Below are 7,450 nucleotides of genomic sequence, written 5' to 3'. Positions count from 1 at the left end.
TACCTGGCGCTCAAGGACGACGACCTCGAGGCTACCACCAACGAGCACGAGGAGACCGCGATACTGGTTTAGGAAGTCGGTGGAACCAGCCCTTCCCGCACCGCCTTGGTCAGACGTACGTACCCGCCTGTGTCGGCGTCGAGGACCCAGGTCCGCGTGCCGGCCTTCGGTAGGCCCCGGGAGGCGAACCCGCCGGCGTCGGGCCGGTACCAGTTGGTGACCGGGATGTCGCTGACGACGTGTACGAGGTCCGGCCGTGCGGCGGGCGGGACCGAGGCCAGTGCGCCACCGATATCGGCGGCGCTGATGGGATCCGAGCCCCACAGGGTCGCCGCGAGCACCGCGACGGGGCCGTCGGCTCCGGGCACCTCGTACAGCACCGCCAGATCCACCTCGGGCAGGTCCCCGAGGGCGTCGGCGACCTGGACCGGATACACGGGCCCGTGCGCGGTGTGGACAACCGCGCTCGCCGCCCCGAGTATCCAGAAGTCGCCGTCCCGGTCGCGTTCGAAGAGGTCGCTGGTCGACACCCAGGTGTCGCCCGGACGGAACACCCCGCGGAGCTGGCGCACGGAGGCGTCCACCCCGAGGCGGGGTCGGGTGAGGAGCACTCCGGGCGCATCGACCTCACTGGGTATGGCGAAGCCGTCGGGGCCGGCGGTGATCGCGCCGGAGTCAGGATCCACGTCGACGAGCCGGACCTCGGACGTGCCGGGCAGCGGACGGCCGCGGGCGCCCGGTTTAGAGTTCGAGAGGTTCGCCAGGACGACGTCGGCCTCGGTTCCGGCGTAGAACTCCAGGACCCGCGTGCCGGGGTAGCGGTCCAGGACCCGCCGCCACAACCCTCGGGGCATCCCCGAGCCCATGAAGAGCGTGATCGTCTGGTGCGACCGGCGCGGAGGCGCCGGCTGGCGGACAAGCTCGCGCATCATCGCCCAGGTGTAGGTCACCACCGTCACCCCGTAGCGGCGGACCTCCTCGTCAAAGGTCGCCGGGTCGAAACCCCGGGACAGCGCGATCCGTGACCCGCCGGCCACCGCGCCGCCGACCGCGGTGAGCAGACCCGACGGGTGGTGCAGAGGACTGAGGCAGTACACGGTGGATTCGGAAGAGAGGCGCGCGGCGCTGGCGGTGCCGAATGCGGACAGCGCCCACCGGTGGTTGGTCACGAGCTTGGTCTGCCAGATGCCCGTGGAGCGGGAGAAGAAGACAAAGGCGAGGTCGCCCGCCCGCCCGGGGTCCGGTCGGTACCACCGGGGCAGCTCGACCGTCTCGGGGTCGATCTGTTCGAGGTCGACGACGCCCGCGTCCAGGTCGGCGGGGAGATCTCGCTCGGAGCCACCGCCGAGCACGAGCGCCCGCGCCCCGGCCTCGGAGACCTTGGACGCGTGCTCCGGGTCGGTGACCACGTCGGTCACCGAACTGAGCCGGAGGAGTTCGGGGAGGGACTGGGACGGGGGGAGCAGCACGGCCACGGCGCCGAGGCGCGACAGCGCGGCCATGGCGACCAGCGCCGAGGGCCTCGTCTCCATGAGGACGCCGATGTGGTCGCCCTGGCGGACCCCGACGGCGATGAGTCCTTTGACCACGTTCGTGATCCGGGTGTCGACGGCGGAGAACGTGTGGACGCGATCGGAGAACAGAAAGCACGCGTCGTCCGGCTGGTTGCGCGCGCGCTCGGTCATGATCCTGGCAAAGGAGATGCGGGTCCTCGGCTGGATCTGTCCCAGCCGGATGAGGCGAGGCGCCGCGTGCAGCGCCTGGTGTCCGACGGCCCGGGTCGCCTTCAGGGTGCCGACGGCGAGTTTGCCGACTCCGCGCACGGCGCCGATCCCGAGGCCGGCGACCTGGACCGCCCCATCTGCCGCGAGCATGATCGCCTTGGTGGGGGAGGAGTCGACCACGGCGCCGGGTTCGACCTCGGCGATCCCGTCAGGTCGAGGCCCGGTGCCTTCCCGCCACCCCATCCACGCGGCGACGGTGGGCCACGTCTGTGAGGCGGCGGTCGAGCCGACCACGAGCCCGAAGTGCCCGGCGCGGACGGAGAACTCGTACACCTCGGCCCCCGGGGCGACGGAGGCGATCTTGCGGACGCCGGCCGGGACGCCGATCTCGTCGACCTCACCGAGCACGGCGAGGACGGGACAGGTGATGTCGGCGAGGGAGACCACGTGTTCGCCGACGACGAAGCCGCCCACCATCATCCGGTTCTGGATGATCACCTGCCGCATCATGTCGACGATCGCAGGGCCGGACCAGGCGACGAATCCCTCGCCACCGATGAAGCGGCGCTGTCGTTCGTGTCCGAGCAGCGCGTCGCGGTCATGGAGTTGGCGCAGGAAATCCACCTGCGAACGGGCGGTCTTGATCGGATCGAGCAGGCGGAACGCCGTCGACGCCAACCACCCGGGCAGCGGGCGGTCAGCAAAGACGTAGTCGGCGACGATGCGCGCGATGGTGACGACCACCTCCTCGGGTATGCCGAGCGGGGCGTGACCGCGCCAGTCGACGGGGGAGCCGAACGTCACGAGGCTCTCGAGGTCGCGCGAGCGTCGGTAGGCCGCGGCCTGATAGCAGAACATGCCGCCCTGGCTGTATCCACCGAGGTGCACCGCCCGGCCCGTGGCGGTCGTGACCAGGTCGACGGCGTCGCTCACGGCTATCACGTGGTCGGTGAGGGTGCGTTCGAGGCCGCCGGCCTCGATGTCCGGGGCCCCGAAGTCGATCACCCACGGGTCCATTCCCGCCTCGTGCAGTGCGGCGACCGCGCTGGTGGAGGGGGAGACGTCCCAGACGTCAGCCGAGATCATCATCGGCGGAACGAGCACGATCGGCGGGCGCGGCTGGGCGTCCGCTCCCTCTCCGGCACCGTCGAGCTCGGCGTTCGCCGCCGACGGCGGGTAGTAGCGACGCAGCCGGAACATCGGGCGCCGCGCCACGATTTCGAACGGCGAGGGATCCTCGTCGGTCTGCAGGCCGCCGAAGCGCAGGACCTCGACCGCGTTGAGAACGTACGATGTCGCGGTCTTCAGAGCGGCCGAGACGGCATCAGGGGTGGGAGGCATGGTGGATAAGAGAGTAGAGGGTGCCGCACGGGCTTCGGGCCGCTCCGGCGGATAGTCCCGCGACCCGCGGCTCCCCGCGGCTGTCGCCGGGCCGCCCGACGCCTCCCACTCCGTCTATCCGATCGCATAAGCCGTCGCTTCGGCGGAGCGGTTTGAAAGCGACGCCTTCGGGGTCCGGGGAACCGATCGGCAAGGTTGCGGCGTCGACCACGTAGAGGGGTGAGGGCCACCCACACGAGGAGGTCAGATGACGTCCCTGTTCGCTCTCGGGTATGCCCAGAACTACGGCGAGACTCAGGCGGCCGGGTGTCAGCCGACGTGTCGAAGAACGGTGCCCGTGGTCGAACCCACGACGCGAGGGAAGTAGTCGGCCATGGCAGCACCTGACTCGCGAGAGCCCCTCCCCGAACTCCAGCGGTGGCGATCAGCCGTCTGGTCAGCCGTGACGGCGGCTGTGTGGCGGAGGTGAACCGGACACGGATCCCACTCGGTGGTGGATCGCTATCGTCACGTGTGCGGTCGCGGTGCCGCTATGGCCTCTGGCGATGATCGGGCTTCAAGCGGCAGTCGGAGGCCCCGTTCTGGGAGTGTCGGGGGACGAGGCTCCTCGGCGTGGGGTCGCCGTCTCACTCGCACTCGGGCTCGTCTGCGCGGTGGCTGCGTGGCGCACGAGCGAGCGCGCGATATCCAGCGGGAGATGTGCGGGCCTGGCGGGCGCACTCGTTCTGGTCGGCGTGCTTCTCCTGGCGATCGAGGACGAACTGTGATCCGCGAGATGAGGACCGCTCCATGGACGGCGTACGCGGCACTGTGCGCGTCGATTCTGTGGAGTGGGCTGATGTTTATCTGGCACGTTCCGCACCCGGGCAACGAGTGGATCCGGTGGGTGCTGACTCCGGCGGTTGTGGGTGCGCTCATCACGCCGTGGAGCACGTTGCGCCGCGAGGGCATCGCGATGATCGCCGGCCCTGTCGTCATCGCCGCGACGTACTTCGCCGTGCTCATCGTCGGCGGCGGCACGGCGTTCATCGCCGCCGCCATCCTCTCCTGACCTCGCCTTTTAAGATGCAGCGTTGGCGAGCTGAGACACTTGAGTCGACCCCACGGGTCTCCGGTTTTCGCGCACTCACGTGTCGGTTGTCGAGGCGAGGGTGCGCCTGCTCGAAGGATGCACTGTGCTCTCTCCCGCTCGGTCGCTGGTCCCAGCATGAGCACGGTCGCCTGGAAGGAGAACGGCATACCCCGGACCGCCTTCTGGCGCTCCGAGAACGCCGCACCGGCGCCGACCGGGATCGTCGTGATCACCGACGACATCTCCGCAGACAAGGCTCTCCGAATCGCCCAGAGAGGCTCAAGCCTGCTGTGGCGCGGAGACTTCCAGAACGCTCGGCAGCTCATGCGCGCCCTCGACCGTCGCCTCGAGAAGCGGGCGTCCCGGTCACCGCAGTCCACCGACCCCGGAGAGGTCTTCCTCGCCAACCGCAAAGCGCGTGCCCAGCGTGCGGCGATCCTGGGGAAGATCCTCGTCCCGCTGGAGTCCGACTACACGATCCGCTTGCGCCGCTCGCCCGACGCGCGCGAGGCCTGCGCCCACGCGTACGGGCAGCCGGTCGACCGGCCCGACGAGTCGGGCGATTCCGTCGGCGTGGAGACCCTCGTCTCGCTGCCCGAGCTCCTCGGCGTGATCAGCGCCTACCAGTGGCACAGCAAGGGCCTCGAGGTCGCCGCGCTGGGCGCCAGGATCCATCCCGCCCACGGCGTCTTCGCGCCCACCCGCGACGAGTACATCGACCTGGTCGCCGATTCCCCCTGGCCGCAGGGCATCGACCACCCCGTCGTGTGGGACATCGGCACCGGGACCGGAGTGCTCGCGGCGGTCCTGGCCCGACGCGGGGCCCGGGCGGTGGTCGCGACCGACATCAATCCCCGCGCAGTGCAGCGCGCCCGGGACAACGTGACTCGGCTGGGGCTGGCGGACCGCGTTGCGGTGGTGCGGGCCGACCTGTGGCCCAATGACGACGAGGCGGGCCACGCCGGGCGGGCCGACGAGGCGCGCGACACCGAGGCGGGAGACACCGACGCGGGTGTCTCCGCGCGGGCCGACGTGGTGGTGTGCAATCCGCCATGGATTCCCGGCCGCCCGACCTCGGCCCTGGAACAGGGGATCTACGACCAGGATTCCGAGGTGCTGCACCGCTTCCTCAGCGGGCTCGCCGATCACCTCACGCCGCAGGGCGAGGGATGGCTGATCCTGTCCGACCTCGCCGAACACCTGGGCCTGCGCACTCGCGACCAGCTGCTCGACCGCATCGACGCTGCCGGGCTGACCGTGCTCGAGACCCGCGAGACCACGCCACGTCATTCGCGCGCCGCCGACAGTGCCGATCCGCTGCACGCCGCTCGGTCGAAGGAGCGCACCATCCTGTGGCGGCTGGGGCGAGGCTGAGCACCTAGCGAGGCCAGCGCAACTAGCGGGGCCGGCGCCCACCCCATGCCCAGACGAGGGCATGCACCGCGAGCAGCGGGACGATGAGCACCACCGCGCCCCAGCCCGTGGTGGCGACGGGCATCCAGTCGTCCCACGATGCGCGCATGGCACCGAGGAAGTCCCCGCGCTCGGAATCGGACTGTTCGGACTCCGCCGGCTCTGGCGAATCGTGATCGGCGAAGAGCTCTGCCACGTCCGCACCGTCCGCCGCGACGTGGAAGTCGGTGGGGCGGGGGGACTGTGAAGCGGAGTGCATATCCGGGATTCGATGCCGGAGTCGTGGCGGATTGGGTGCGGTGTCGGGCGGTAGGGGACGTCCTCGTCGTCGTCGCACCAACTGCGGCCACCACCGCATTTCCGGCACGTAGGCTGAACGGCGCCCCGCCCTCCACCTGACGCCGAGGATGCGACGCCATGGACAGCACGACGGACAGGACGGCTCCCGCCGCGTCCGAGGCGAGCCTGACCGGCGACGATCCCGCACCCCTGCTCCCGCCCGGACCCGCGCTGCCCAGGTCGATCCAGGGCGTGGGCTTCGGCATCGCCCGGCGCAGAGTGCTCCAACGGCTCCAGGCGAGATACGGCAACGCCGTCACCGTGCACCTGCCCATCTACGGGCGCGCGGTGGTGATCTCCGACCCCGCGCTGGCCAAGGCGCTGTTCACCGCCCCGCAGGAGTCGCTGACCAACGTCGACCCCAATCTGGGACGGGTCCTGGGGGAGCAGTCGATGTTCGCGCTCGAGGGCACCGACCACCGTCGGCGCCGCAAGCTGCTCACCCCGCCTCTGCACGGCAGGCGCATCAAGGGCTACGAGGCGGTCGTGGAGGAGAAGACCCGGCGCGAGCTCGACTCGTGGGTGGTCGACCGGCCGTTCGCCTCCATGCCGTCGATGACCCGCATCACGCTGGACATCATCATCCGGACGGTGTTCGGCGCCCGGGACGACGAGCTCGTCACGCTGCGCCGCGTCATCCCGCCCATGGTCGAGGCCGGCTCGGCGGTGGTCATCACCCCGGAACTGCCGGCGCGCGTGGGCACGGTGGGCGTGGGAACGGTGGGCGCGGGGTCGTTGGGCCCGCGCGGTCGGTTCGCCCGCTACAAGAAGGTGTACGACGACGCGATCAACGCACTCATCGACCGGGGTCGCCGCGATGACCGACTCGACGAGCGCGACGACATCCTGGCCATGATGCTGCAGAGCACCTACGACGACGGCTCGTCCATGACGGACGAGGAGATCCGCGACGAGCTCACCGCACTGCTCGTGGCGGGACACGAAACCACCGCGACGACGCTCGCCTGGGCGCTGGAGCGGCTGAGCCGGAACCCCGCGGTGCTGGACGAGTTGGTCGCCGAGGTCGACGCCGGGGGGACCGACTACAGGCACGCGACGATCCTGGAGGTGCAGCGCAGCCGGCCTGTCATCGATCTCGTCGGACGCCACGTGCAGGCTCCGCACCTCGACCTGGGCCCGTGGCGGATTCCGCGCGGGTACAACGTGTTGGTCGCGATCTCGCTGCTGCACGACGACAGCGCGCACTTCGCCCAGCCCGAGCGCTTCGACCCGACCCGCTTCCTCGACACCACGCCACCGCCGGCCTGGCTGCCGTTCGGCGGCGGGACCCGGCGATGCATCGGTGCGGCGTTCGCGACGATGGAGATGGACGTCGTGTTGCGCACCCTGCTGAGCATGTACGAGATCATCCCGACGGCCGAGCGGGACGAGAAGTGGCACTCCCGCGGCGTCGCGTTCGCGCCCCACAGAGGAGGGCGGATCACCGTCCGGCGTCGGTGAGCCGGGGGCGACAGCATCACGAAGGATTCGCGCACGTGACAGAGATCGGGTGAGCGATGATGGTGGCGGCGATCTGACCAGGGATGACCACCAGTGACGA

6 protein-coding genes are annotated in these 7,450 nt (G+C 70.3%); 4 read left to right on the top strand and 2 right to left on the bottom strand.

All coding sequences use genetic code 11. The features are described from left to right. Positions 1-68: 68 nt before the first annotated feature. Positions 69-3,065 carry an AMP-binding protein gene (locus tag CEY15_RS15075; protein WP_095719122.1) on the bottom strand — a complete coding sequence of 999 codons (2,997 nt, stop codon included), beginning with the start codon at positions 3,063-3,065 and terminating at the stop codon, positions 69-71. A gap of 545 nt (positions 3,066-3,610) precedes the next feature. Between CEY15_RS15075 and CEY15_RS15070 the strand changes: the two genes are divergently transcribed. The 3 genes from CEY15_RS15070 to CEY15_RS15060 all read left to right on the top strand — a co-directional run bounded on the left by CEY15_RS15070 (position 3,611) and on the right by CEY15_RS15060 (position 5,511). Beyond that, complete coding sequence (locus CEY15_RS15070) at positions 3,611-3,832, top strand: hypothetical protein (protein ID WP_176475140.1); 222 nt, start codon at positions 3,611-3,613, stop codon at positions 3,830-3,832. Positions 3,833-3,903: 71 nt separating this feature from the next. Beyond that, positions 3,904-4,116, top strand: a complete 213-nt coding sequence (locus CEY15_RS15065; protein ID WP_141244274.1) for a hypothetical protein — start codon at positions 3,904-3,906, stop codon at positions 4,114-4,116. 156 nt (positions 4,117-4,272) lie between these two features. Continuing rightward, positions 4,273-5,511 (top strand): methyltransferase, encoded by a 1,239-nt coding sequence (locus tag CEY15_RS15060; RefSeq protein WP_095719119.1) that lies wholly within the window; start codon positions 4,273-4,275, stop codon positions 5,509-5,511. A gap of 22 nt (positions 5,512-5,533) precedes the next feature. On the opposite strand, the gene CEY15_RS15055 is transcribed toward CEY15_RS15060, so the two are convergent. Continuing rightward, positions 5,534-5,809: a hypothetical protein gene (locus tag CEY15_RS15055; RefSeq protein WP_095719118.1), complete on the bottom strand. Its 276-nt coding sequence runs from the start codon at positions 5,807-5,809 to the stop codon at positions 5,534-5,536. A 158-nt stretch (positions 5,810-5,967) separates the two neighbouring features. On the opposite strand from CEY15_RS15055, the gene CEY15_RS15050 reads away from it, so the two are divergent. Beyond that, a complete protein-coding gene (locus tag CEY15_RS15050) occupies positions 5,968-7,350 on the top strand; it encodes a cytochrome P450 (RefSeq protein WP_095719117.1) in 1,383 nt (460 codons plus the stop codon). The last annotated feature ends 100 nt before the right edge of the window (positions 7,351-7,450 follow it).

This window comes from Dietzia natronolimnaea, from assembly GCF_002289575.1.
GTDB classification, from domain to species: Bacteria; Actinomycetota; Actinomycetes; order Mycobacteriales; family Mycobacteriaceae; genus Dietzia; species Dietzia natronolimnaea_A.
The sequence above is the reverse complement of the archived record's forward strand: the minus strand, read 5'-3'. Positions and strand labels throughout refer to the sequence as shown.

What these genes read in the sequence shown, in the direction of transcription:
- CEY15_RS15075 (WP_095719122.1), bottom strand. Translation starts at nt 3,065, where the DNA reads ATGCCTCCCACCCCTGATGCCGTCTCGGCCGCTCTGAAGACCGCGACA.
- CEY15_RS15065 (WP_141244274.1), top strand. Translation starts at nt 3,904, where the DNA reads ATGTTTATCTGGCACGTTCCGCACCCGGGCAACGAGTGGATCCGGTGG.
- CEY15_RS15060 (WP_095719119.1), top strand. Translation starts at nt 4,273, where the DNA reads ATGAGCACGGTCGCCTGGAAGGAGAACGGCATACCCCGGACCGCCTTC.
- CEY15_RS15050 (WP_095719117.1), top strand. Translation starts at nt 5,968, where the DNA reads ATGGACAGCACGACGGACAGGACGGCTCCCGCCGCGTCCGAGGCGAGC.
- CEY15_RS15055 (WP_095719118.1), bottom strand. Translation starts at nt 5,809, where the DNA reads ATGCACTCCGCTTCACAGTCCCCCCGCCCCACCGACTTCCACGTCGCG.
- CEY15_RS15070 (WP_176475140.1), top strand. Translation starts at nt 3,611, where the DNA reads ATGATCGGGCTTCAAGCGGCAGTCGGAGGCCCCGTTCTGGGAGTGTCG.